We start from the raw sequence: 21,467 nt of genomic DNA on the forward strand, positions 1-21,467 counted from the left end.
CTTCAGCGCCTGCGCGGGGCCAGGACGCAGAACTCGTTGCCCTCGGGGTCCTGGAGCACGACCCACGGCTCCTCACCGGTCTGTCCGACGTCCGCGTGCCGGGCGCCGAGAGCGAGGAGGCGGGTGACCTCCGCCTCCTGGTCGACGGGCCGGAAGTCGAGGTGCAGCCGGTTCTTGCCGGCCTTGGCCCCGGGGTCGAGCCCGAACAGCAGGCCCGGAAGCCGGTCCGGGGCCGGACGGATCTCGTACTCCTCGGCGGAGTCGTCGACCACGACCCACCCGAGCGCCTCGGCCCACCAGCTCCCGAGAGCCACCGGATCGCTCGCGTCCACCACCAACTGCTCCCACTCCAAGGCCATGTGGCGAGGGTAGTGAAGACTGGCCATGTCAGCCATGTGAGGAACAGAGAGGTGGCCGATGACGACGCGCCCGATCACCGCCGCGGTGGACGGTACGACCGAGAGTCTGGCCGCGCTGGCCTGGGCCGGCCGGGAGGCCGTACGCCGGGGCCTGGCGCTGCGGGTGGTGCACGCGTGGCGGTGGGAGCCGCACGAGGCGATCACTGTGGACCGGGACGGACAGGAGCGGTGGGCCCGGGAGGCGCTCGCGGAGGCCGTGCGCGGGGTCGCCGAGCGGCACCCGGAGCTGGAGGTCTCGACGGACCTGGTGGAGGGGGCGCCGGTCGACACCCTGGTCGGGGCCGCCGAGCACGCCGAGACGCTGGTGCTCGGCTCGCGCGGACACGGTGCGGTGGTCGGCTTCCTGCTGGGCTCCGTCGGACAGCAGGTCATCGTCGGCTCGCCGCGCCCGGTCGTGCTGGTCCGCGCCGAGGACAGCCCCGCCGGGGAGGCCGCCGGACGCGAGGTCGTCGTCGGCCAGCAGGGCACACCCGAGGACAGCGCCGACGTCCTGCGGTTCGCGTTCGAGACGGCCGCCGCCCGGGGCGCGACCCTGCGCGCGGTCCGGGCCTGGGCGCTGCCGCCGCTGTACGCCTACAGCCCCGGCTCGCTGAAGCTCCTCGACGAGGCCGGCGGCCTGGAGCCGTACGAGACGAAGGCGCTGGCCGCCGCGCTGGAGCCCTGGCGGGAGCGGTTCCCGGACGTGCCGGTCGTCCGGCACGTCGAGATGGGCAGCGCCGGGCAGGTGCTGCTGTCCGTGGCCCGGCGCGCCCAGCTGATGGTGGTCGGGCGCCGCGCCCGCCGTACGGCCGTCGGCGCCCGGATCGGCTCGGTGGCCCACGGCGTCCTGCACCACGCGCACTGCCCGGTGGCGGTCGTCCCGCACAAGTAGGGACCCGCCCCGTGGCTCACATCGGGGTGACGTCGTCCACCGTCGGCGGCAACAGCGCCAGCGTCCTCGGCAGGACCTTGTCGATGTAGTCCTTCACCGCCGTGTCGAGGCCGATGTCGTGCTGGGCCCGCTCGGACAGGTACCAGCGGTGTTCGAGGAGCTGGTGGTAGATCTCCGCCGGGTCCACCGAGCCCCGCAGTTCGAGCGGGACGGCCCGCACGGTCGGCCGGAACACCTCCCGCACCCAGCGGTGGGCCAGCACCTCGGGGCGGGCGCCGAGGGGGTCGCCCGGGGCGTAGTCGTCCTGGGTGGCCATCCAGCTCTCCAGGTCGGTCAGCAGCCGGCGGGCCTGGTTCTCCTCGGTGTCCAGCCCCGTCAGCCGCAGCAGCTGCCGCTGGTGGTGGCCCGCGTCGACGACCTTGGGCACGAAGGTCACCGTGTCGCCGTTGTCCGCGTGCTCGATCTGCATCTCGGCGACGTCGAAACCGAGGTCGTTGAGCCGGCGGATCCGGCGCTCGATGTAGTGGTACTTCCCGGCCGGGTACACCGATCGGCGCGTCAGCTCCTCCCACAGCTTGTGATAGCGGGAGCAGATCTCGTTGCCGAACTCGATCGCGTCCACCGACGGGTGCAGCGCCCCGGACGCCTCCAGGTCCAGCAGCTCGCCGCTGATGTTGACCCGGGCGAGATCGAGGTCGTACTCCCGCTGCCCGCCGCTCAGTTGCGGATGCAGATCGCCGGTCTCGGCGTCCACCAGATACGCGGCGTACGCGCCCGCGTCCCGCCGGAACAGCGTGTTGGACAGGGAGCAGTCGCCCCACGCGAACCCGGCGAGGTGCAGCCGCACCAGCAGGACGGCGAGGGCGTCCATCAGCCGGTGCATGGTGGCCGGGCGCATGGTCGTCTCGAACATCGAGCGGTACGGCATCGAGCCGCCCAGATGCCGGGTGATCAGCACCGACTCCAGGGGCTCGCCCGCCTCGTCGGTGCGGCCGGTGACCACACCGAGGGCGTCCACGGCGGGGATGCCGAGCCGGTCCAGGTCGCGCAGCAGCTCGTACTCGCGCAGGGCGGGCCGCTCGGCGAGTTCCTTGACGGCGACGACCTCGTCGCCGGCGCGGGCGTAGCGCACGACGTGGCGGGAGATACCGCGGGGGAGCGGTACGAGGTGGTGCTCGGGCCACTCCTCCAGCGGCAGGTGCCACGGCAGTTCGAGCAGCAGCGCGGGGTGTTCGGGGTTGGTGGCGCTGATCTGCAGTGCCATGGGTCCTGGTCCTCTGCCTTCGTGTCACGGTGGTGCGGAGTGCTGGGGTGCCGAGTCGCTGTGGGCAAGCGGTTGCCCGCGGGTGCCTGGAGCATCTCCGCATCCGGAGGACCGTTTCGTCAACAGCGGCCCGACCTGTGGTCAGGTACGACGACCGCGGCGGGCGACTAATGCCGGGCGGGCGTCAGTGCCGGGCGCGGCGGAACACGTCGTCGGAGTCCGAGTCGTCCCAGCCCCCGAACTCCTCCGCGGCGGCGCGGCGCACGCCCCGCGCGGACGTCGCGTACATCGCCTCGATCTCCGCCTCGTACCGCTGCACGATGGTGTCCCGGCGCAGCTTCATCGACGGCGTCAGCAGACCGTTGGCGAGGTCGAAGGGCTCGGACAGGATGCGGTAGACCCGGATCGACTCCGAGCGCGACACCGTGCTGTTGGCCGCCGCGATCGCCCGCAGCACCTCCTGGCGCAGGGCGTTCTCCTCCCGCGCCTCCCGGCCCAGCAGCTCACCCGGCGCGGACAGCGAACCCCGCCAGTGCGCGAGGAACTCCGGGTCCAGCGTGATCAGGGCACCCACACAGGGCCGGTTGTCGCCCACGACCACGGCCTGGTGGATCAGCGGATGCGTCCGCAGCTGCTCCTCCAGCGGCGCCGGGGCCACGCCCTTGCCCCCGCTGGTGATGATGATCTCCTTCTTGCGGCCGGTGATCGACAGATACCCCTCGTTGTCGAGCCGCCCGATGTCCCCCGTGGCCAGCCAGCCGTCCTGCAGCGCGGCCCGGGTGCCCGCCTCGTCGTTGACATAGCCCTGGAACACCGAGGGCCCGTTGACCAGGATCTCTCCGTCCCGCGCCACCCGGATCTCGGTGCCCGGCAGCGGACGGCCCACGGTGCCGAACTTCTCCCGGCCCACCGGCTGGGCGGTGATGCCCCCGCCGGTCTCCGTCAGGCCGTACCCGTCGTGGATCACGATGCCGATGCCCGCGTAGAACAGCGTCAGGTCGCGGTTGAGGGGGGAGCCGCCGGAACAGCCGCCGCGCACCCGGCCGCCGAGCGCCGCGCGCATCTTGCGGTACACCGTCTTCTCGTAGAAGGCGTGTTGGAGGCGCAGGTCCATGGCGGGGCCGGGGCCCGTGTCCAGCCGCTGCCGTTCCACGGCGAGCGCGTACTCCTGCGCGGTGCGCACGGCCCGCTCGAACAGCGGGCCCCGGCCCGCCTGTTGGGCCGTGCGCAGGAAGTTCTTGTACATCTTCTCGAAGACGTACGGGACTCCGTAGAGGAACGTCGGCCGGAACGAGCGCAGGGCGGCGGAGAGCGCCTTCTCGGTCAGCTCCGGCTCGTGCGCGAGGAGCATGCCGCCGCGCAGACACATCCCCTGGATCATCAGGCCGTAGACGTGCGAGAACGGCAGGAAGGCGAGGATGGCGGGCTGTTCACCGGGTGCCGCCGCGGTCTGCCGCCACCCGGCGAGCAGGACGTCGCAGGGGCTCGCCAGGCTGCGGTGGGAGAGCGCGCAGCCCCGGGGCCGGCCGGTGGTGCCGGAGGTGTAGGCGATCACGGCGGTGGAGTCCGGCATCACGATGCGGCGCAGCGAGTCCACCGTCGCGTCCGGCACGTCCCGGCCCGCCTCGACGAGCTGCGGCAGGGACTCGGCGTCCAACTGCCAGACGTGCCGCAGCAACGGGAGCTTGGCGCACACCGAGCCGACCGTCATGACGCCCTGTTCGTCCTCGACGACCACACCCACACAGGCCGCGTCACGCAGGATCCACTCGATCTGGTCGCGCGACGACGTCGGGTAGACCGGCACGATCTCGGCGCCCACCGCCCACAGCGCGAGGGCCAGCACCGTCCACTCGTACCGGGTCCGCGCCATCACGGCCACCCGGTTGCCCGGCCGGATCCCGGACACGATCAACCCCTTGGCGAGATCGACCACTTCGTCCCGGGTCTCGGCGGCGCTCACCCGGTTCCAGGTGCCCGGCGCCTCGGGATCGCGGCGGGCCAGCTGCGGCAGGGCGGGATCACGGTGTGCCGTCTCGAACACCGGATCGGCCAGCCCTCCGGCCATGGCCGGGCCCGTCGACGGAGCGATGCCGAAGTTGCCCATGCGACGCTCAGAACCTTCCCTGCACGAGATCTCGCCGACGGTGCGCCAACCGGCGGTGATCGAACGTAGCGCACGGCGCGCGGGCCCGCCCGGGGAATCGACAAGTCGGCCGCCCCCATCCGCACTGTGGGCCGTGAACGTGATGTACGGCACGTGCCGGACCCCCTTCGCGGCACCCTCCCGGCAATCGTCGCTGCACACGGCTTGATCACCTCTGACCGGCGGTAATACCCCGAACCCGGACGTCCGACGGGTGTGGCACTGTGGTGCGCGCGAACGCGGGAGGTGTCCCGCCGATGTGGAGAGGTGGACGGTGCGCGAGCCCAATGTGATCGGGGACTGGCAGGAGTACGACGGCGATCTGGCCGGCCTGCGTGTGCGCGTCCACGGAGTGGAGTGCGCGGAACCCCCGCGGGGACGCGACGACGCCGCCGAGGGCCTGACGTACTTCGTGTTCCGGGTGACCGTGGAGAACCGGGGCACCGGTCACATCGGCCTCCACCTGGAGGACGGCCAGCTCGACATCCGCACCGGGCCCGACGGCGAGAGCGCCTTCCTGGACTGGCGCAACTCCCGCTTCATCGAGGGCTTCGACCTCTACCCGCTGCGCCGCGCGACCTCCGTCCTGTACGCCGCCGCCCCCGAGGCCCACCTCACCCAGTTCGACATCCAGGTCCAGCTGCGGGCCGACGAGGAGTGGACCGAGCGGTATCTGTGGTCCGGCGGCATCGGCGTCGACGAGGACCTCCTCGACCCGGCGGGCGGTCCGGGCCGCGCCGACATCGCCGGCCAGATCAGCGCGTTCCTGCACGAGGAGGCGGAGCGCGGCGCGAGCTGAGCGCCCCACCTTGAGCGGCGCAGCCGTTTTCACGAGACCCCGGCCGTGCGCCTCCGGATCACCAGCCGCTTCAGCAGCGGCCAGGCCAGCAGCACCGCGATGATCACGTACACCGTCACCGAGAACGGTGTGTTCACCAGGCCGCTCACACTGCCGTCGCTGATCTGCAGGGCCCGCCGCAGCTGCTGCTCCGCGTTGGGGCCGAGGATGACACCGATGACGGCCGGCAGCACCGGCAGCCCGTAGCGGCGCATACCGAAGCCGATCAGGCCGATGATCAGCAGGATCACCAGGTCGATCACCTCACCGCCGACCGCGTACGCGCCGACCGCGGCGAAGAAGAGGATGCCCGCGTAGAGATACGGCCGCGGGATGCGCAGCAGCTTCGCCCACAGCGGGGCCAGCGGCAGGTTGAGCGCGAGCAGCAGCACCATGCCGACGAAGAGCGAGGCGATCAGGCCCCACACCAGGTCGGGCTCACGTTCGAAGAGCAGCGGGCCGGGCTGGATGCCGTACTGCTGGAAGGCCGCCAGCATGACCGCCGCGACCGCCGTGGTCGGCAGGCCGAGGGTCAGCATGGAGACGAGGGTGCCCGCCGCCGAGGCCGACGCCGCCGACTCCGGGCCCGCGACACCCTCGATGGCGCCCTTGCCCCACTCGTCCTTGTGCTTGGACAGCCGCTTCTCGGTGACGTACGACAGGAAGGTGGGGATCTCGGCGCCGCCCGCCGGGATCGCGCCGAACGGGAAGCCGATGAACGGGCCCCGCACCCAGGACTTCCAGGTCCGCTTCACATCGGAGCGGCCGAGCCACGGCCGGCCCACCGGGATCGGCTCCGGCGGACTGCGCCGCAGATGCGCCGCCACCCACAGGGCCTCGCCGATGGCGAAGAGCCCGACCGCGACGATCACCACGTCGATGCCGTCCGCGAGCTGGAGGGAACCGAAGGTCAGCCGCTGCTGTCCGGTCATCTGGTCCAGACCCACCAGGCCGATCGTCAGACCGATGAGGAGGGAGGCGAGACCCCGGACACGGGACGAGCCCAGCACGGACGTCACGGCGATGAACGCCAGCACCATGATCGCGAAGTAGTCCGGGGCACCGATGTCCACCGCCAGCTCGGCGACCTTCGGCGCCAGCGCCACCAGCAGGAGCGTGCCGACCATGCCGCCCGCGAAGTGCCCGATGGCCGCCGCGGCCAGCGCCTGCGCGCCGCGCCCCGACTTCGCCATCGGGTTGCCCTCCATCGCCGCGACCACGGCCGCGCTCTCCCCGGGCGTGTTGAGGAGGATCGAGGTGGTGGACCCGCCGAACATCGCCCCGTAGTAGATGCCCGCGAACATGATGAACGCGCCGACCGGGTTCAGCCCGTACGTCACCGGCAGCAGCAGCGCCACCGCCATGGCGGGCCCGATGCCGGGCAGCACCCCGATCGCCGTGCCCAGCAGGACGCCGATCGCGGCCCACAGCAGGTTGATCGGCGTCAGGGCCGTGCCGAAACCGTCGAGGAGGGAGCTGAAGGCGTCCATGTCAGAGCACTCCCATCAGCGGACCGCCGGGCAGCGGCACCCCGAGCAGGTTGTTGAACACGGCGTAGGTGACCAGCGAGATGACGGCCGCGATCAGCGGATCACGGTCGAGGCGCCGACTGCCCAGGGCGTACGCCGCGCCCCAGAACAGCAGGGCGCCGGCTATGGGGAAGCCGAGCGGCTCGATGAGGACGGCCGCGCCGAGGAACACCCCGGCGAGCAGCAGCACCGTGCGCCAGTCCGCCGGCTCGGACAGATCGATGTCCTCGCCGCCCTCGGCCTCGCCCCGCCCGCCCCGCAGTACGTCCACCGCGAGCAGCGCGGCGATCAGCAGCAGCCCGGCCCCGACCACGATCGGCACGGTCTTCGGGCCGACCGGCCCGCGCTGCGCGATGTCGACGTCCATGGTGAGCGCGTCGGTCAGGACCAGGACGCCGAGCGCCAGCAGCAGGACGCAGACGCCCAGCTCGGAGTGGTCGCGCAGCCAGGAACGGGGCTCGGGCGCGGGGGCCGGGGGAGTGCCGGTGGTGTCCGTGTCCGTGGTCACAGGCCCAGCTCCTTCAGCACCGACACCACGCGCCTGTCCTGGGCGTCCAGGAAGTCGCCGAACGCGTCGCCGGTGAGGAACGCGTCGTCCCAGCCGTTCTGCTTCATCGACTGCCGCCACTCCGGCGAGTCGTGCAGCTCCTCGATCAGCCGCGTCAGCTTGTCGCGCTCGGCCTCGGTCAGACCGGGCGGGGCGACGATGCCGCGCCAGTTGGTGAAGTTCACGTCGTAGCCCGCCTCCCGGAGGGTCGGCGCGTCCAGCCCGGCGACCCGCTTCGGCCCGGTCACCGCGAGCAGCCGCAGCTCGCCCGCCCTGATCTGGTCCAGGTACTCGCCGACCCCGGACACCCCGAAGGCGACCTTGTTGCCGAGGATCGAGGCCAGCAGCTCACCGCCGCCGTCGAAGGGGATGTAGTTGACGTCCTTCGGCGCGATCCCGGCGGCCTGCGCCATCAGCATCGGCGCCAGATGGTCCGGCCCGCCCGGCGCCGACCCGCCGCCCACCGGCAGCTTCCCCGGGTCGTCCTTCCACGCCCCGATCAGCTCGTCGATGGTCTTGTACGGCGAGTCCTTGGCGACCACCACGACGTCCTGCTCCTCGGTGAGGCGGGCGATCGGGGTGGTGTCGGCCAGGGTCTTCGGCGCGTCGTTGGAGCGGACGGCGCCGACGACACCGAGCCCCATCGACATCGCGAGCTTGCCGTTGCCGTGCTCGCTCACCAGCCGGCTCAGCCCGACCGTGCCACCGGCGCCGGGCAGGTTGAACACCTCGATGTTGTGGGTGAGCCCGGCGTCCTCGGCGTTCTTCGCGGCCGTCCGCGCCGTGATGTCGTAGCCGCCGCCCGGCGTGTTCGGCACCATGAAGCGCAGGCCGGGTATCTGCGTGCCGCTCTCGGCGCCGCTGCCGGTCGTCAGCAGCGGCGGCCCCACGAGCAGGAGCACGGCCGCCCCGAGCAGGGCGAGGGGGGTGCGCAGCTGCACGAATGCCACCACCTGTCGGTCGGGTCGAGGGGGGAAGGGTGACCTGGGACACAGCGTGCCCACAAGAGGCGGGCCTGCCTCACTTGCGGAAGCAACGGAGGTTGTGGTCGTAGTGGTCACGGCCCCTGTCACCTTATGAGCACGTCCCCCACACCTCTCTTTCCCGCACCCCGTGTGAGCGCCATGATGGGGCCCCGCCGCACGAGTCGGCGCCCAGCCGCGATACGCCCGGGACGGCGTCGGCACGAGAGATCTGCACGAGAGAAGAGTCCGCCGTGGTGTTCCGTCGCCATACCCTCGCAGGCGAGATGCTGGTCCTCCAGCTCGCCATCGTCGTGGTGGTGCTGCTCGCGGTCGCGGCGGTCTCGCTCACGCAGTCGGCGGCGACCTTCAACCGGGTCGAGGGCCGCCGCGTCACCGCGCTCGCCGAGCAGCTCGCCGCCAACCCCCTGGTCCGCGACCGGCTCGCCCGGCCCGTCGCGCACGAGGCGCTGGCACCCCTGGTGAACTCCACCCAGACCCAGTCGGGCGTCACCTCGGTCACCGTCGCCGACGCCGAGGGCCGGATCGTCACCTCCACCGACCCCACCGCGATCGGCGACCCGCTGCCCACCGGCGAGGGCGCCGTCGCGGGCCGCGGCTGGTCCGGCGCCCTCACCCTCGACGGCCGCCGCGAACTCGTCGCCCAGGTGCCCGTGCTCGGCGCGACGACCGACGAGAACCTCGGCCGTCTCCTCGGCACGGTCATGATCGGCGAGGCCTCCCCGACCGTGTGGCAGCGCCTCAGCGGCGCCTCCTCCTACCTCCTCGCCTACCTCGGCATCGCCAGCGGCCTCGGCCTCGTCGGCTCCTGGCTGCTCGCCCGCCGCGTCAAACGGCAGACCCTCGGCCTGGAGCCCCAGGAGATCGCCGGTCTCGCCGAACACCGCGAGGCCATGCTGTACGGCATCGCCGAGGGCGTGATCGCCCTGGACCCGCACCACCGGCTCACCCTCGTCAACGAGATGGGCCGCCGGCTGCTGGACCTGCCCGAGGACTGCGTCGGCAAGAGCCTCGCCGACCTCGGTATCGAGGGACGCCTGCGGGACGTGCTGGCCGGAGCCCAGGAAGAGGCACCCCACCAGCGCGACGAGGTCGTCATCCGCCGGGGCCGGGTCCTGGTGATGAACCGGATGACCGTCACCAAGGACGGCCGCCCCCTCGGCTCCGTCACCACCCTGCGGGACCGCACCGAACTGGCCCGCCTGGAACGGGAGATCGGCTCCTTCCGCAGCTCCTCCGAACTGCTGCGCGCCCAGGCCCACGAGTTCGCCAACCAGCTGCACACCATCTCCGGGCTCATCCAGATCGGCGAGCAGGACGAGGTCGTCCACTACATCCGCGCGCTGAGCCGGCACCGCCACTCCCTCGACGTCACCCTCAGCCGCCGCGTCCGCGACACCGCCGTCGCCGCCCTCCTCACCGCGAAGACCTCGCTGGCCGCCGAACGCCGGGTCACCCTGCGCATCTCGGACGACACCAACCTCGACCGGCTCGCCCCCGAGGACGCCGCCGACGTGGCCACCGTCGTCGGCAACCTCGTCGACAACGCCGTGGACGCCGCCGCCACCACGACCGCGCCCGACGAGCCCGACACCTGGGGCGGCGCCGAGGACCGTGAGGCCTGGGTCGAGGTGGAGCTGCGGCAGGACGCCTCCAGCGTGGAGATCGTCGTCCGCGACTCCGGCCCCGGCGTGGCCCCCGAACTCGCCCGTGAGGTCTTCTCCCACGGTTTCACCACCAAGGCCGCCCGGGAAGGCGAACGCGGCATCGGCCTGGCCCTCACCCGCCTGGTCTGCGAACGCCACGGCGGTGAGATCTCGGTGACCAACACCCCGGACGGGGCCATGTTCACCGCCCGCATGACCGTCAGCCACCTCGCCGAAGCGGTGGCGGAAGGAGCGACACCATGACCGGCACGAGCAGCCCGCCCGGAAGGGGCACCGGCCCGTCCGCCCTGAGCAGCACTTCCGGCACGATCGACGTGCTCGTGGTCGACGACGACTTCATGGTGGCCCGGGTCCACCGCACCTTCGTCGAACGCGTCGAGCCGTTCCGCGTCGTCGGTGTCGCCAGCACCGGAGAACAGGCCGTCGCCGCCGTCGACGAACTCCGCCCCGACCTGGTCCTCCTCGACCTCTACCTCCCCGACGGCTTCGGCCTCGACGTCATACCCCGGCTGCGCACCGCCGGTCACGACTGCGACGTCATGGTCATCAGCGCCGCCCGGGAGGCCGACAGCGTGCGCGGCGCGGTCCGCCACGGCGTCGTCGACTACCTCCTCAAACCCTTCGAGTTCGAGGAACTGCGCTCCCGGCTCCAGCGGTACGCAGCCCAGCGCGGACGGCTGCTCACCACCGTCGTCCGCGGCCAGGCCGACGTCGACCGCGTCCTCGCCGGAGCCACCGCGCCCGCCTCGGCGGCCGGGGCCCTGCCCAAGGGCATGAGCGTCGAGACCGCTGAGCTGATCGAGAGCACCCTGCGCGCCGCCGACGGCACCCTCTCCGCCACCGAGTGCGCCACCCTCACCGGCATCTCCCGCGTCAGCGCCCGCCGCTACCTGGAGTACTTCCACGGCACCGGCAGCGCCGACGTCTCCCTGCGCTACGGCGTGGCCGGGCGGCCGGAGCGCCGCTACAGCTGGCGGGTGTGACGCCGACCGGGACCCGCCGGTTCGGCTACAGCCCCAGGTGCCGTCGTACGACGTCGACGACCTCCCCCGACCGGTCGTTGAGGTAGAAATGGCCGCCGGGGAACACGGACACCTCGGTCGGCCCGGTGGTGTGGTCCGCCCACGCACGCGCGTAGTCCACCGGGGTCACGGGGTCGGCGTCGCCGGTGAGCACGGTGACCGGGCAGGCCAGCCGGACGCCGGGGCGCGGCTCGTACGTGTCCAGCGCCTTGTAGTCACCGCGCAGCGCCGGCAGCACCAGCTGGACCAGCTCCTCGTCCTCGAAGACCAGCCCGTCGGTGCCGTCCAGCCGCCGTACGGCCTCGATCAGTTCGGCGTCGCTCACCCGGTGCAGCTGCCTGCCGTCCCGAGGCGTGGAGGGGGCGCGCCGCCCCGACACGAACAGCCGGACCGGGGCCCGGCCCGCCGCCTCCAGCCGCAGCGCCAGCTCGTGCGCGACCACCGCGCCCATGCTGTGCCCGAACAGGGCGAGCGGACGGCCGTCGTCCCCGCCGAGGGCCCCGACGACCCCCTCGACCAGCTCGGCGATGCTCTCCGCCGGCGGCTCCGCGTAACGGTCCTGGCGCCCCGGATACTGCGCGGCCAGCACATCGGCGGCCGGGGTGAGGGCCTGTGCCATGGGCAGGTAGTAGCTCGCCGAGCCGCCCGCGTGCGGCAGACACAGCAGCCGTACCGCCGCCTCCGGGGCGGGCCGGTAACGACGGATCCACACACCGCTGTTGACCGCTGAGGTCATGAACTCACTCGCTTTCCGATGTCTGTTCGTACGTGCAGCCGAGCCTCCATTGTCGGTACGCGTTCCAGGACGCCGCCCGCGAAGACGTCGTACAGCGGTAGCGTTTCCAGGTGGACGTACCCGATGTGGCAGTCGCAGACGGCCAGTGGGCACGGACGGGGCGCGAGCGCCGCGCGGAACGAACCGTCGTACAGGTTGCCCAGTTCCGCCTTGACGAAATGGCAGCGCCGGACCGTCCCCTCCCCGTCCACCGACACGACCGTGGAGCCGGTACGGCAGGCGCGGCCCGCCGAGCGGTGCGGATGACGGCTGAAGGGGAACAGCGGGTCCAACTCGCTCCACACCGCCGCCTCTTCGTCGGTGTACGTGTGCCCGTCGGCCGCGTTCACCCACAGATACACCCGCTCCGGCAGCTCCCCGCGCAGCCGCCGGGCGTGCTCCAGATGCTCGGGCAGACCGACGATCCCCACACTGAAGCGGATGCCCAACTCGGCCAGCCGACGGGTCTTGCCGAGGAACCGCTTGTACGGGGTCTGCCCGGGGTGGTACGTGCACCACAGCGCCACCGTGTCCGGGTCGGCCTCCGCCAGCCACTCGGTACGGCAGCTCAGATTCGTCTGGATCGCCACCCGGTCGATGTGCGGCTCGTGGGAGAGGCCGACCAGCGCCTCGCGGTACCAGGAGCGCACCAGCCCCTCGCCCCACGGCGTGAACAGCACCGAGAGCCGGTCGCCGGACTGCTCCCGCGCCCAGCCGGTGAAACGGTCCAGGGCCGCGCGGTCGGCCCGCAACTGCGCCGTCGAGTCGCGCCGCTTGGCGAACGGGCAGTAGGGGCAGTCGTAGTCGCAGGAGGCGAGAGGTCCCCGGTAGAGAATCGTCAGGTCCATGGTCCCGGCCCCGTCACTTCAGCTCGTACGCGGCCATCGCGGCCCGCACGGCGGGGGAGAAGAAGCCGGGGCCGATCGCGTCGGAATGGGCCAGCCCCTCGGCGGAGAGCCGCAGCAGCCCCCCGCCCGTGCCCGCCTCCGCCAGCCAGCCGCGCGCCGCCAGCAGGTCCAGCTCCCCGGGGAAGTCCGCGTACGGGTCCGAGCCGAACCGCTGCCGGTACTCCGCCACCGGCAGCCCCCGCGCCTGGAGCAGCGACTGCAGCAGATGGCGGCGCCGCGCCTCGTCCTCGTCGACCTCACGGCCGTGCACGGCCCGCCCGAAGTCCTCGGTGGCCGTGTAGTCGTCGATGATCGTGCGGATCTGGCCCATGTTCACCGCGTAGTCGAAGGAGTAGTGCACCTTCGAGGTGTACGAGCGGGCGCCGCAGCCCAGGCCGATCATGCCGTCGGTCTGGCAGGCATAGTCGTCGGGGCCCTGTGGCGGCGCGTCCGTACGGCGGAACATCCGCATGGAGACCTGCTCATAGCCGTGCGCGAGCAGATGGTCGCGGCCCTCGCGGTAGCGCCGCAGCCGCGTCTCGTCCCAGTCGCGGTCCGCGACCTCCGGGTCCGTGTGGCGGCCGAGGCCGGTCAACGGCCGTACGTACAGCGGATAGAGATAGATCTCCTCCGGCCGCCACGCGAGGGCCGCGTCCAGCGACCGCCGCCAACTGGCCGCCGTCTGCCCGTCGATGCCGTAGATCAGGTCGATGTTGAGGACGGGGATGCCCGCGTCCCGGACCCGCGACAGCGCCGCCTCCACGTCGGAGCGCCGCTGCGGCCGTACGGCCGCCCGCGCCTCCTCCGGCACGAAGCTCTGCACGCCGAGGCTCAGCCGGGTGGCGCCCCGCTCGGCCAGGACGGTCAGCCGGTCGGCCGTCGCGGTGGCGGGGGAGGCCTCCACGGACAGCGGGATCGCCCGCAGGTCCGCGCCCATGTGCCGCTCGGCGATGTCGCACAGCCGCTCCAACTCGGCGGCCTCCAGGAAGGTCGGGGTGCCACCGCCGAACGCGGCGTTCGCGAACCGCGGCGGCTCCGCGTCCCCGAGCGCCTCCCGGACGGCGATCGCCTGCCGTTCGAGGGCGTCGAGATAGCGGCCGGTCAGCCCGTCCGGCGCGCCGATCCGGGTGAACAGGTTGCAGAAGCCGCAGCGCACCTCGCAGAACGGGATGTGCGCGTACAGCGACAGCGCCTGCCGGGACTCACCGGCCCACAGGTCCGCGAGCAGCGGGGCGCCGGGCAGCTCCCGGTAGGCCGTCTTGTGCGGGTAGGCGTAGACGTAGTGCTGATAGGGGCGGACCGGTGCCTCGGGCTCGGTCGCGGTGCCGGTCTCGCCGGCGGTCACTGTCATGCGGACGGCTCCAGGAAGAAGTGGCTGTAGGGGACGGTCCACACGGCCTCGTGGCCGAGGCGGTGCCCGGTGTAGCCGTCCTCGCCGTAGGTGGTCCCGTGGTCGGAACAGACGACGGCGAAGCAGCGACGCCGGGAACTCATCGCGGCGAAGAGCCGCCCGACATGCCGATCGATGTACTCCAAGGCCGCCGCGTGCGTGGCCGGACTGTCGCCCGCCTCCCGGGTCGCGCCCGGCAGATGGAACCAGTTCGGCTGGTGCAGCGCCGAGGCGTTGAGAAAGAGGAACAGCCGCTGCCCGGCGGGCAGTTCGGCCACGATCCGCTCGGCACGGGCCACCTGGGACTCGAAGGACGTCGGTGACGCCACGGAGAACTCCGGCTCCCAGTGGCTCTCCTGGAACAGGCCCGGCAGGACACTGCCGAGCGCCCCCTGCTTGTTGAAGAAGCCGACCCCGCCGACGCACACCGTGCGATAGCCGTGCCCGGCGAGCGCCGACACCAGGTCGGGGCTGTCGAAGACGAAGGTGCGGCCCGCGGTCGTCTCACTGCCGGCGAACCGGCTCGCGAAGAGCCGCGGATGCGGCCCCGGCGCCGCCGGGGTCGGCAGGAACCCCGCGAACATCGCCTGGTGCGAGGCGTAGGTGAAACTCCCGGGCGCGTGCCGCTTCTCCCAGACACCGCCCGGCAGATGGGCGGACAGGTTCGGCAGCCGGCCCGCTGCCGCCAGCTCCACGGCCACGTCGTACCGCAGGGTGTCGAGGGTGAGCAGCAACAGGTCGTCGCGGCCCACCACCTCGTTCATGTCGGGCAGGTCGCCCATGTCGGGCGGAGTGGGATCGACGGCCGTGCCGGGGTCGGCCGTGCCGGTGTCGGCCGGGTCAGAAGGGCGCATGGTCTTTCCTTGCCTGGGGGTGGTGCGAGGGCGTCGGGAGCAGCGCGCTCCGTACTGCCGCGAGCTGGGCCGTATAGGTGTCCAGGCCCTCCGCGGGGCCGCCGGGCAGTCCGGTCAGCCGGGGCAGTAGATCGCCGAACGCGTTGACCTCGCCCACGGCGAACCGGCGCCAGCCGATCGCCGGAAGCAGGTCCACGCCGACGCACAGCGTGCCCGGGAAGCAGGCAGCGGCCCGCTCACAGATGTCGAGCGCCTGCCGCCAGCGGTCACCCGCCGCGTCCACGACCGAGGTCAGATCGCCCCGCGCCCCGCCGAGATGCAGATTGGTCATCGGGAAGCGGCTGGTGCGGACGACGGCGTGGGTGGCCCGGCCCGCCACGACCAGGACCCGCAGATCGGCGGATCTGCCGTGCGCGGACGCCTTCGGCAGCCAGCGCTCGATGTGCAGACCGTCGGCCGCGAGGGCGTCGACGATGCCGGCGATCTCCCGCTCGTCCGTGTAGCGCCGCACCCGCAGGGAGTTGTGCAGCCGGGGCGGGGCGTGCAGCCGGCCGTCGGGGGCCATCTCCACGGAGGTGGTGGCCCGGATCCGCCCGCCGGTTCGCCCTGTCCCCGACGACGTTCCCGACACCGCTCCCGACGACTCGACGGCCAGCACACCGGACGCGGAGGACCCGTGGGCCGGCTTCACGAAGACCCGCGGCATGCCGTGCTCCCGCATCGCCGCCCGTACGTCGTCCCAGCCGCGCACCGGCGGCGCGTCGCCCGAGGTGGGCGACGGGGGCACCGGCACCCCGGCCGCGTCGAGCCGGGCGTGGCACAGCCGCTTGTCGAACAGCACCGGCAGATCCGCCGGATCGTCCAGCCGCACCCCGCCCCGCAACGAACCCACCGCCGCCAGGAACCGGGCGTACCAGACGGCCGAGCCCTCCACCCGCGTCGGATCGTCGACACCCCGCAGCAGCCGGTCCACCTCGGCGTTCTCGCCCGGCGAGTCCAGCCGCACGATCTCGTCGTCGGCGAAGTCGTGCCCGCCGTCGCGCAGCACGTCCCGCCACTCCACGACACGGGGCGTACCGAAACCGGCCGCCTCGGCCGCCGCGACGAACAGCCCGACCCGCCGGTTCTCCCCGTTCCCGACGACCACCCACCTGTACGGACCGGGCCCCACCCCCGCCGCACCACTCCAACCGGACACCACGCGCCCCCCTTTCGCCCCCGTACGCCTACGCGCTCACTCGCCCACCGCGACGAACCGCCAGACCGTGCCGTCCTCCTCCTCGTCCGACTCGGCGTCGTCGGCGTCGACGTCGACCTGGACCCCCTCGGCCTCCAGGGAGTCCCGGAGGCGGTCGCGTATCGCCGCGCTCAGGTAGTTGTGGTGCAGGTCCAGCGTGGTGAGGTGGGTCAGCGGCTGGCCCGTGAGCAGCGCGGTCGCGCCGTCGTCGGTGAGGACGCCCATCGACACGTCCAGCACGTCGAGGCGGGCCACCACCGGCGCGGAGGCCAGGGCTACACAGATGTCGTCCTGGATCTCGCTGTTGCGCAGCGCCAGATGCTTGAGGGCGGGCAGCCGGGTGCCCGCGAGGATCGGCGCCAGGTCGGCCACCTCGCAGTCGCCGCCGTACTCGGACGTGCCCAGCCACAGGTCCAGCTCCACCAGGGCCGGCAGTTCACTGCCCGCGACACCCCGGACGGCCTCCACGGGCATCCCGCCGGTCTCGACCGTCAGCGTCCGCAGCCGCTCGTGCCGCAGCGCCGGGAAGACCAGCCCCTGGCCGCCGCGCACCCCGAACTCCTCCAGCTCCGGGAAGGCGTTCAGCAGCGGGCCCACATCGCCCTGGTTGATCCAGGAGATCTCGCACTCCTCCATCACGATGTCGCCGAGGAACAGCGCCCGCAGCGAGGGCAGCCGGTCCTTCGCCGCCACCAGGGCCTCGACGATCCCCTCGGGGCCGCTGTCGTACGCCTCGCTCCAGGCCCCCACGACCAGCGCCCGCACCTTCTCGGTGTCGACGGAGTCCAGGAACCGGGCGAACGCCGCCTCCCACTCCTCCTCGCTGTCGTAGGAGTCCACCGCGATGCTCCAGGCCACCGACTCGGCGGCGGGCAGGTGCGCGGCACCCTCAGGGCCCTTCACCGAGCTGGGAAAACGGTGGACCGGCAGGCCGTGGAAATCCTCCAGATGGCTCCCGATGGTCATGTGCGCCCCGCCCCTTCGTTCCCTGTCCATGGGCGGCCACCGAGCCCGTGCCCGGTCCGCCCGCTGCGCACCCGGAGCACACAGCGCCGCCGGGTACGGGAGTTCTACCAAGAACGACTGACAACGTGTGCGGCGGACCCCTGTCCTGTGGATAAACAACGCACCTCGGTCCTGTGGACAACCGTCGCACCCCGCCCCGGAGAACGGTCCGCGAGGCCCGCACGGGCCGATTGTCAGTGGGTGCCCCTACGGTCGTCTCGTGGCACGGAGAGTGCCCGACGGGAGGGAGACCCATGTACCGGCAAGGAGACGTCCTCATCGCGCCGTTGGCGGAGAGCGCCGTGCCCGGCGGCGCGCTCGACGCCGCCTCGGAGCCGCGCGACGGGCGCGGCCGGCTCGTCCTCGCCCTCGGCGAGGTCACCGGTCACGCGCACGCCGTGGTCGGCCCCGGCCGCCTGATCCGCGAGACGAGCGTGTTCGGACCGATGCTGCTGCACGTCCCGGAGGGCGCCCGCGTCGTCCACGAGGAGCACGCGGCCATCTCCTTGCCCAAGGGCTGGTACCGGGTGATACGGCAGCGCGAGTACGTACCGGGGTCGGTGCGGATCGTCGCGGACTGACGCGACGGCACGACGGCACGAAGGCACGACGCCACGAAGGCACGACGGCACAGGGGGCGGGACAGGACGATGACCAAGGGGAACGGCGTGACGGAACAGGCCAGTTGGCGGTCGGTGGCGGCGGCCACCGGAGCGGTCGACCGGGCGCGGGCCGAGGCGGGCGTACGGCTCGCCTACCGGCGGGCGGGGCTGCGGGAACCCGAGCGGATCGTATGGGCCCGCTCGCCCCTGGAGGCGGTACACCTGCTGTCGGGCGAACCGGCAGGCGACGGCGAGGCACCGCCGGCGACCGGGGTGGGCGAGGTGACCGGGATGGCCGGGGTGGGCGAGGTGACCGGGATGGCCGGGGTGGGCGGGGCGAGCGTCCGTGACGCCGTCCGCAACAGACCCGTCGCCGCCGCACGCGCCGCCCTGCACACCCGGCTGGGCCCCACCGGCTGGGGCGACCACTGGCGGGCGACGGGCGCCGACCTCTGGGAGACGACCCGGCCGCTGATCGACCGCGTCCGCACCGGTGTCGTCGAGGCGCTGGCCCCGGCCGGCCGCAAGGACGAGACCGGCATCCGGCTCCTGCTGCTGGACGCGGTCCTCGGACAGCACGACGCGGCCTGGCTGGCCGCCCTCGACGACGCCCCCGGCCTCGACGGACTCGCCGAGGTGGCCCGCACGGCGGGCTGGTGGTGGCCGTACGAGCACGTCGCGGTCGTCGCCGAGCGGCCCGTGGAGCTGCACCGCGACGAGGCGGGCCGGCTCGACCGGTGCGACGGGCCCGCCCTCGCCTACGCCGACGGCTTCGCCCTGCACGCCTGGCGCGGCCTGCCCGTCCCGGGTGAGTTCCTCGACGAGCTGGGCACGTTGACGCCCGAGCGGATCCGGTCCGAGGAGAACGCGGAACTGCGCCGGGTGATGCTGGAGTTCTACGGCTACGACCGCTATCTGGCGGAGTCCGGGGCCCGGCCGGTGCACCGCGACGAGACCGGCGTGCTCTGGCGGACGGCCCTGCCCGGCGACGAGGACGTGGTGATGGTCGAGGTCGTCAACTCCACACCGGAGCCCGACGGCACGAGCCGCACCTACTGGCTGCGGGTACCGCCCACGACGACGACGGCCCGGGAGGGGGTGGCCTGGACGTTCGGCCTGAGCGCGGAGGCGTACGAGCCGCTGCGGCAGACCTGAGCGCCGACGACGCCCCTGAGACCTCCGGGCGTCACTCGAAGCGTGAGGTGTCGCCCGCGCCCTTGCGGATGATCTCGGCCTCGCCACTGGAGAAGTCGATGACGGTCGTCGGCTCGGTGCCGCAGTCCCCGGAGTCCACCACCGCGTCGACCAGGTAGTCGAGGCGCTCCTTGATCTCCCAGCCCTGCGTCAGCGGCTCCTCCTCGTCGGGGAGCAGCAGGGTGCTGGAGACGAGCGGCTCACCCAGCTCCGCGAGCAGGGCCTGGGCCACGCGGTGGTCGGGGATGCGTACCCCGACGGTCTTCTTCTTGGGGTGCAGGAGCTTGCGGGGCACCTCCCTCGTCGCGGGGAGGATGAAGGTGTAGCTGCCGGGCGTCGACGCCTTCACGGCCCGGAACACGTCGTTGTCGACGTGCACGAACTGCCCCAGCTGCGCGAAGTTCTCGCACACCAGGGTGAAGTGATGCCGGTCGTCGAGCTGCCGGATCGTACGGATCCGCTCGATCCCGTCACGACTGCCCAGCTGGCACCCCAGCGCGAAGCAGGAGTCCGTCGGATACGCGATGAGCCCACCCTGACGAACACTGTCGGCCACCTGCCCGATGGCACGCGGCTGAGGATTGTCGGGATGCACGTCGTAGTACTTGGCCATTGGACGAGCTTATGCCTCAGAGGCCCGCGCACCCCTCGATGGGGCCGCAGGCCCCTGAAAGGGGCGCGGGGAACTGCGCGACCAGCCACGAACAACCCGCAGCCGAACAACCGCCCACAGCCCCCCTGCCCCGCCCTGCCCCGGAGCGGAGCGCTACGCGCCACTCTCCCGCAGCATGTCCTCACGCTCGACGATCTTCACGCGCTCCCGGCCCTGCGGCTCACCCAGCGCCTTCTCCGCCGCGTCGAGCTTGTACCAGCCCTCCCACGTCGTGAAGCGCACGTTCCGCTCGGCGAGGAACGCGTCCACGGCCTCCGGCGCGGGCGCGGACGGCTCGTGCAGCCGGCCGTTCGCGAAGTCGTCCAGGAGGTTGGAGACGGTCTCGTTGGCGTCGCCCTTGGTGTGCCCGATGAGGCCCACCGGGCCGCGCCGGATCCAGCCGGTGACGTACGTCGACTGCAGGTGCGCGCCGGTCTCCTCGATGACCCGGCCGCCCTCGTCCGGGACGGTGCCCGACTCGACGTCCCAGGGCAGCTTGGGCAGCTTGTCCGAGAGGTAGCCGACCGCGCGGTAGACGCCGGTGACGTCCCAGTCCTTGAACTCGCCGGTGCCCTTGACGTTGCCGGTGCCGTCGAGGGCGGTGCGCTCGGTGCGCAGGCCGACGACCTTGCCGTCCTCGCCGAGGATCTCGGTGGGCGACTCGAAGAAGTGCAGGAACAGCTTGTGCGGGCGGTCGCCGGTGTCGCGGATCGCCCAGTTCTCCAGGGTCTTCGCGACCATGTCGGCCTGCTTGTTGCCGCGCCGGGTCGCGATCGAGCCCTCGTCGTAGTCGATGTCCTCGGGGTCGACGATGACCTCGATGTTGGGGGAGTGGTCCAGCTCCCGCAGCTCCATCGGGGAGAACTTCGCCTGCGCCGGGCCGCGACGGCCGAAGACGTGGACCTCCAGCGCCTTGTTGGCCTTCAGGCCCTCGTGGACGTTCGCGGGGATCTCGGTCGGGAGCAGCTCGTCCGCCGTCTTGGCGAGGACGCGGGCCACGTCGAGCGCCACGTTGCCGACACCGAGGACGGCGACCTTCTCGGCCTCCAGGGGCCAGGTGCGCGGGACGTCCGGGTGGCCGTCGTACCAGGAGACGAAGTCCGCCGCGCCGTAGGAGCCGTCGAGGTCGATGCCGGGGATGTCGAGCGCGCGGTCGGCCGTGGCACCGGTGGAGAAGATCACGGCGTCGTAGAACGCGCGCAGATCGTCCAGGTTGATGTCCGACGGGTAGTCGACGTTGCCGAAGAGACGGATCTGGGGCTTGTCGAGCACCTGGTGCAGGGCGGTGATGATGCCCTTGATGCGGGGGTGGTCGGGGGCCACGCCGTAACGGATCAGTCCGAACGGGGCGGGCATCCGCTCGTAGAGGTCGATGGACACACCGGGCTCGGTGGCTACGTCGGACTTCAGCAGCGCGTCGGCGGCGTAGATCCCGGCGGGTCCGGCTCCGACAATGGCTACCCGCAGAGGGCGGGGCATGTTCAGGTTCCCTTCGAGCGGAAGAAAAGCGTCTCGACGGCAACCCTAAACTAAGGTAACCCTTACCAGGTACGCGGGTCGGGTCTATGACCTCATAAAGCGATCT

At 72.3% G+C, this 21,467-nt stretch carries 20 protein-coding genes; 6 read left to right on the plus strand and 14 right to left on the minus strand.

The genetic code is table 11. The features are described from left to right. Positions 1–2 precede the first annotated feature (2 nt). Positions 3–359, minus strand: a complete 357-nt coding sequence (locus ACZ7MG_RS26020; RefSeq protein ID WP_471380931.1) for a VOC family protein — start codon at positions 357–359, stop codon at positions 3–5. A 58-nt stretch (positions 360–417) separates the two neighbouring features. On the opposite strand from ACZ7MG_RS26020, the gene ACZ7MG_RS26025 reads away from it, so the two are divergent. Continuing rightward, positions 418–1,290: a universal stress protein gene (locus ACZ7MG_RS26025; protein ID WP_471380933.1), complete on the plus strand. Its 873-nt coding sequence runs from the start codon at positions 418–420 to the stop codon at positions 1,288–1,290. 16 nt (positions 1,291–1,306) lie between these two features. Here ACZ7MG_RS26025 and ACZ7MG_RS26030 read toward each other — a convergent pair whose 3' ends face one another. Both ACZ7MG_RS26030 and ACZ7MG_RS26035 read right to left on the minus strand, forming a co-directional pair. Beyond that, complete coding sequence (locus ACZ7MG_RS26030) at positions 1,307–2,554, minus strand: DUF4032 domain-containing protein (RefSeq protein WP_471380934.1); 1,248 nt, start codon at positions 2,552–2,554, stop codon at positions 1,307–1,309. Between the two features lie 184 nt (positions 2,555–2,738). Further along, positions 2,739–4,661, minus strand: coding sequence for an AMP-dependent synthetase/ligase (locus ACZ7MG_RS26035; RefSeq protein ID WP_471380935.1), 1,923 nt, complete (start codon positions 4,659–4,661; stop codon positions 2,739–2,741). A gap of 313 nt (positions 4,662–4,974) precedes the next feature. On the opposite strand from ACZ7MG_RS26035, the gene ACZ7MG_RS26040 reads away from it, so the two are divergent. Beyond that, positions 4,975–5,499 carry a hypothetical protein gene (locus ACZ7MG_RS26040; protein WP_471380936.1) on the plus strand — a complete coding sequence of 175 codons (525 nt, stop codon included), beginning with the start codon at positions 4,975–4,977 and terminating at the stop codon, positions 5,497–5,499. Between the two features lie 29 nt (positions 5,500–5,528). On the opposite strand, the gene ACZ7MG_RS26045 is transcribed toward ACZ7MG_RS26040, so the two are convergent. From ACZ7MG_RS26045 to ACZ7MG_RS26055, 3 genes are read right to left on the minus strand one after another with little or no spacing between them, the layout of a single operon-like run. Next, the gene (locus tag ACZ7MG_RS26045) at positions 5,529–7,028 is read right to left on the minus strand and encodes a tripartite tricarboxylate transporter permease (RefSeq protein WP_471380937.1); all 1,500 of its coding nucleotides are present in this window, start codon (positions 7,026–7,028) and stop codon (positions 5,529–5,531) included. Position 7,029: 1 nt separating this feature from the next. Next, complete coding sequence (locus ACZ7MG_RS26050; RefSeq protein WP_471380939.1) at positions 7,030–7,575, minus strand: tripartite tricarboxylate transporter TctB family protein; 546 nt, start codon at positions 7,573–7,575, stop codon at positions 7,030–7,032. Then, positions 7,572–8,555 (minus strand): Bug family tripartite tricarboxylate transporter substrate binding protein, encoded by a 984-nt coding sequence (locus ACZ7MG_RS26055; RefSeq protein ID WP_471381716.1) that lies wholly within the window; start codon positions 8,553–8,555, stop codon positions 7,572–7,574. The genes ACZ7MG_RS26050 and ACZ7MG_RS26055 overlap by 4 nt, the downstream gene beginning before the upstream one ends. Positions 8,556–8,863: 308 nt before the next feature. On the opposite strand from ACZ7MG_RS26055, the gene ACZ7MG_RS26060 reads away from it, so the two are divergent. Continuing rightward, on the plus strand, positions 8,864–10,507 hold the full coding sequence (locus ACZ7MG_RS26060; RefSeq protein WP_471380941.1) for a sensor histidine kinase: 1,644 nt from the start codon (positions 8,864–8,866) through the stop codon (positions 10,505–10,507). Beyond that, on the plus strand, positions 10,504–11,247 hold the full coding sequence (locus ACZ7MG_RS26065; RefSeq protein WP_471380943.1) for a response regulator: 744 nt from the start codon (positions 10,504–10,506) through the stop codon (positions 11,245–11,247). Before ACZ7MG_RS26060 ends, ACZ7MG_RS26065 begins: the two co-directional genes overlap by 4 nt. Before the next feature lie 25 nt (positions 11,248–11,272). Here the strand turns inward: ACZ7MG_RS26065 and ACZ7MG_RS26070 are convergent, their stop codons facing one another. The 6 genes from ACZ7MG_RS26070 to ACZ7MG_RS26095 all read right to left on the minus strand — a co-directional run bounded on the left by ACZ7MG_RS26070 (position 11,273) and on the right by ACZ7MG_RS26095 (position 17,395). Further along, complete coding sequence (locus tag ACZ7MG_RS26070) at positions 11,273–12,022, minus strand: thioesterase II family protein (RefSeq protein ID WP_471380945.1); 750 nt, start codon at positions 12,020–12,022, stop codon at positions 11,273–11,275. Beyond that, on the minus strand, positions 12,019–12,909 hold the full coding sequence (locus tag ACZ7MG_RS26075) for an STM4011 family radical SAM protein (RefSeq protein WP_471380946.1): 891 nt from the start codon (positions 12,907–12,909) through the stop codon (positions 12,019–12,021). Before ACZ7MG_RS26075 ends, ACZ7MG_RS26070 begins: the two co-directional genes overlap by 4 nt. 13 nt (positions 12,910–12,922) lie before the next feature. Then, the gene (locus ACZ7MG_RS26080; protein WP_471380948.1) at positions 12,923–14,299 is read right to left on the minus strand and encodes an STM4012 family radical SAM protein; all 1,377 of its coding nucleotides are present in this window, start codon (positions 14,297–14,299) and stop codon (positions 12,923–12,925) included. Beyond that, positions 14,296–15,102 carry an STM4013/SEN3800 family hydrolase gene (locus ACZ7MG_RS26085; RefSeq protein WP_471381718.1) on the minus strand — a complete coding sequence of 269 codons (807 nt, stop codon included), beginning with the start codon at positions 15,100–15,102 and terminating at the stop codon, positions 14,296–14,298. Before ACZ7MG_RS26085 ends, ACZ7MG_RS26080 begins: the two co-directional genes overlap by 4 nt. Before the next feature lie 76 nt (positions 15,103–15,178). After that, positions 15,179–16,390, minus strand: coding sequence for an STM4014 family protein (locus ACZ7MG_RS26090; protein WP_471380949.1), 1,212 nt, complete (start codon positions 16,388–16,390; stop codon positions 15,179–15,181). Between the two features lie 36 nt (positions 16,391–16,426). Further along, positions 16,427–17,395: an STM4015 family protein gene (locus ACZ7MG_RS26095; RefSeq protein ID WP_471380950.1), complete on the minus strand. Its 969-nt coding sequence runs from the start codon at positions 17,393–17,395 to the stop codon at positions 16,427–16,429. 293 nt (positions 17,396–17,688) lie between these two features. Here ACZ7MG_RS26095 and ACZ7MG_RS26100 point away from each other — a divergent pair, with 293 nt between their 5' ends. Both ACZ7MG_RS26100 and ACZ7MG_RS26105 read left to right on the plus strand, forming a co-directional pair. Next, positions 17,689–18,015 (plus strand): hypothetical protein, encoded by a 327-nt coding sequence (locus tag ACZ7MG_RS26100; RefSeq protein WP_471380952.1) that lies wholly within the window; start codon positions 17,689–17,691, stop codon positions 18,013–18,015. Positions 18,016–18,084: 69 nt separating this feature from the next. Beyond that, positions 18,085–19,191: a DUF6745 domain-containing protein gene (locus ACZ7MG_RS26105; RefSeq protein WP_471380954.1), complete on the plus strand. Its 1,107-nt coding sequence runs from the start codon at positions 18,085–18,087 to the stop codon at positions 19,189–19,191. Positions 19,192–19,222: 31 nt separating this feature from the next. Here the strand turns inward: ACZ7MG_RS26105 and ACZ7MG_RS26110 are convergent, their stop codons facing one another. Beyond that, positions 19,223–19,843, minus strand: coding sequence for an L-threonylcarbamoyladenylate synthase (locus tag ACZ7MG_RS26110; protein ID WP_471380955.1), 621 nt, complete (start codon positions 19,841–19,843; stop codon positions 19,223–19,225). A gap of 153 nt (positions 19,844–19,996) precedes the next feature. Continuing rightward, the gene (locus ACZ7MG_RS26115) at positions 19,997–21,361 is read right to left on the minus strand and encodes an FAD-dependent oxidoreductase (protein ID WP_471380956.1); all 1,365 of its coding nucleotides are present in this window, start codon (positions 21,359–21,361) and stop codon (positions 19,997–19,999) included. Positions 21,362–21,467 lie beyond the last annotated feature (106 nt).

The organism is Streptomyces sp. NPDC107538 (assembly GCF_055657445.1).

Coding starts and splice junctions, on each gene's coding strand:
- ACZ7MG_RS26080 (WP_471380948.1), bottom strand. CDS start 14,299: ATGACAGTGACCGCCGGCGAGACCGGCACCGCGACCGAGCCCGAGGCA.
- ACZ7MG_RS26115 (WP_471380956.1), bottom strand. CDS start 21,361: ATGCCCCGCCCTCTGCGGGTAGCCATTGTCGGAGCCGGACCCGCCGGG.
- ACZ7MG_RS26075 (WP_471380946.1), bottom strand. CDS start 12,909: ATGGACCTGACGATTCTCTACCGGGGACCTCTCGCCTCCTGCGACTAC.
- ACZ7MG_RS26100 (WP_471380952.1), top strand. CDS start 17,689: ATGTACCGGCAAGGAGACGTCCTCATCGCGCCGTTGGCGGAGAGCGCC.
- ACZ7MG_RS26095 (WP_471380950.1), bottom strand. CDS start 17,395: ATGACCATCGGGAGCCATCTGGAGGATTTCCACGGCCTGCCGGTCCAC.
- ACZ7MG_RS26070 (WP_471380945.1), bottom strand. CDS start 12,022: ATGACCTCAGCGGTCAACAGCGGTGTGTGGATCCGTCGTTACCGGCCC.
- ACZ7MG_RS26045 (WP_471380937.1), bottom strand. CDS start 7,028: ATGGACGCCTTCAGCTCCCTCCTCGACGGTTTCGGCACGGCCCTGACG.
- ACZ7MG_RS26060 (WP_471380941.1), top strand. CDS start 8,864: ATGCTGGTCCTCCAGCTCGCCATCGTCGTGGTGGTGCTGCTCGCGGTC.
- ACZ7MG_RS26030 (WP_471380934.1), bottom strand. CDS start 2,554: ATGGCACTGCAGATCAGCGCCACCAACCCCGAACACCCCGCGCTGCTG.
- ACZ7MG_RS26110 (WP_471380955.1), bottom strand. CDS start 19,843: ATGGCCAAGTACTACGACGTGCATCCCGACAATCCTCAGCCGCGTGCC.
- ACZ7MG_RS26035 (WP_471380935.1), bottom strand. CDS start 4,661: ATGGGCAACTTCGGCATCGCTCCGTCGACGGGCCCGGCCATGGCCGGA.
- ACZ7MG_RS26025 (WP_471380933.1), top strand. CDS start 418: ATGACGACGCGCCCGATCACCGCCGCGGTGGACGGTACGACCGAGAGT.
- ACZ7MG_RS26085 (WP_471381718.1), bottom strand. CDS start 15,102: ATGAACGAGGTGGTGGGCCGCGACGACCTGTTGCTGCTCACCCTCGAC.
- ACZ7MG_RS26065 (WP_471380943.1), top strand. CDS start 10,504: ATGACCGGCACGAGCAGCCCGCCCGGAAGGGGCACCGGCCCGTCCGCC.
- ACZ7MG_RS26020 (WP_471380931.1), bottom strand. CDS start 359: ATGGCCTTGGAGTGGGAGCAGTTGGTGGTGGACGCGAGCGATCCGGTG.
- ACZ7MG_RS26105 (WP_471380954.1), top strand. CDS start 18,085: ATGACCAAGGGGAACGGCGTGACGGAACAGGCCAGTTGGCGGTCGGTG.